At 29.4% G+C, this 1037-nt stretch carries 1 protein-coding gene; it reads left to right on the forward strand.

Going from position 1 to position 1037, the window contains the following annotated elements; translation table 11 throughout:
- Positions 1–43: 43 nt before the first annotated feature.
- Positions 44–964 (forward strand): IS3 family transposase, encoded by a 921-nt coding sequence (locus DG435_RS25055; protein WP_255412116.1) that lies wholly within the window; start codon positions 44–46, stop codon positions 962–964.
- Positions 965–1037 lie beyond the last annotated feature (73 nt).

Consider the following 1037-nt stretch of genomic DNA (forward strand, 5'->3'; position numbering starts at 1 on the left):
ATGAATTTAAAATCAAGATTGTAAAAAAGTCCAATACCAAGTAATCCAAGAGATGAAAACCCTTTATCCAAAGGTTAGTTTAGGCAGATTCTGCCGATTACTTGGAGTTACTCGTCAAGCTTATTATCAGCATTTTTGGTATAAAGAACAACTCTCTTTCGAGGATGAATTAATTGTCTCTGAAGTACTAAGAATTAGAAAGAATCATCGACATATGGGTACAAGAAAGCTTTATGAACTTTTACAACCTTTTCTAATAGCTCATCAAATAAAAATAGGAAGAGATCGGTTATTCGATGTTTTATCAGCCAATAATCTTTTGGTTAGACGTAAAAAAAGACAAACAATCACTACAAATTCTTTTCATAGGTTTAAGAAGTACTCAAATCTTATTAGAGATTTTACCCCAAAAGCTTCTAATCAATTATGGGTTAGTGATATTACTTATTGGAAAATTAAAGCAAATTTTGTCTACATAAGTCTGATTACAGATGCTTTTTCAAGAAAAATAGTTGGATATCATTTAGCTAATCATTTACAAACCTCAGGAACGATTCAAGCCTTACAAATGGCAATAGCCAGTTTGGATAAAACTCCTGATGATCAAATACAGCTTATACATCATTCAGATAGAGGTACTCAATATTGTAGTAATGAATATGTGAAGTTATTACAAAACAACAATATTGATATTAGTATGACAGAGAATCCAGATCCGTTGGAAAATGCTATAGCAGAAAGAGTAAATGGAATCATCAAAGAAGAATATTTAAACGATTATCAAGTAGAAAATATACAAGAGGCTACTGAGCTATTAGAAACAGTTGTTAACTTATATAATAATGAGAGACCACATATGAGCATTGGAAACCTTACTCCAAATCAGGTACATCAAAATAATCTAATAACTGAAAAACTATGGAAGAATTATTATATAAAAAATCCTATTATTGGTTTACAATAATAGGATTAAAATATAGATGTAAATCTATTTTAGGATTAAGTATAAATATGTAAACTTTTTTTAGGACGAGACA

The organism is Aquimarina sp. Aq78 (assembly GCF_900299525.1).
In the GTDB taxonomy this organism is placed as follows: Bacteria; Bacteroidota; Bacteroidia; order Flavobacteriales; family Flavobacteriaceae; genus Aquimarina.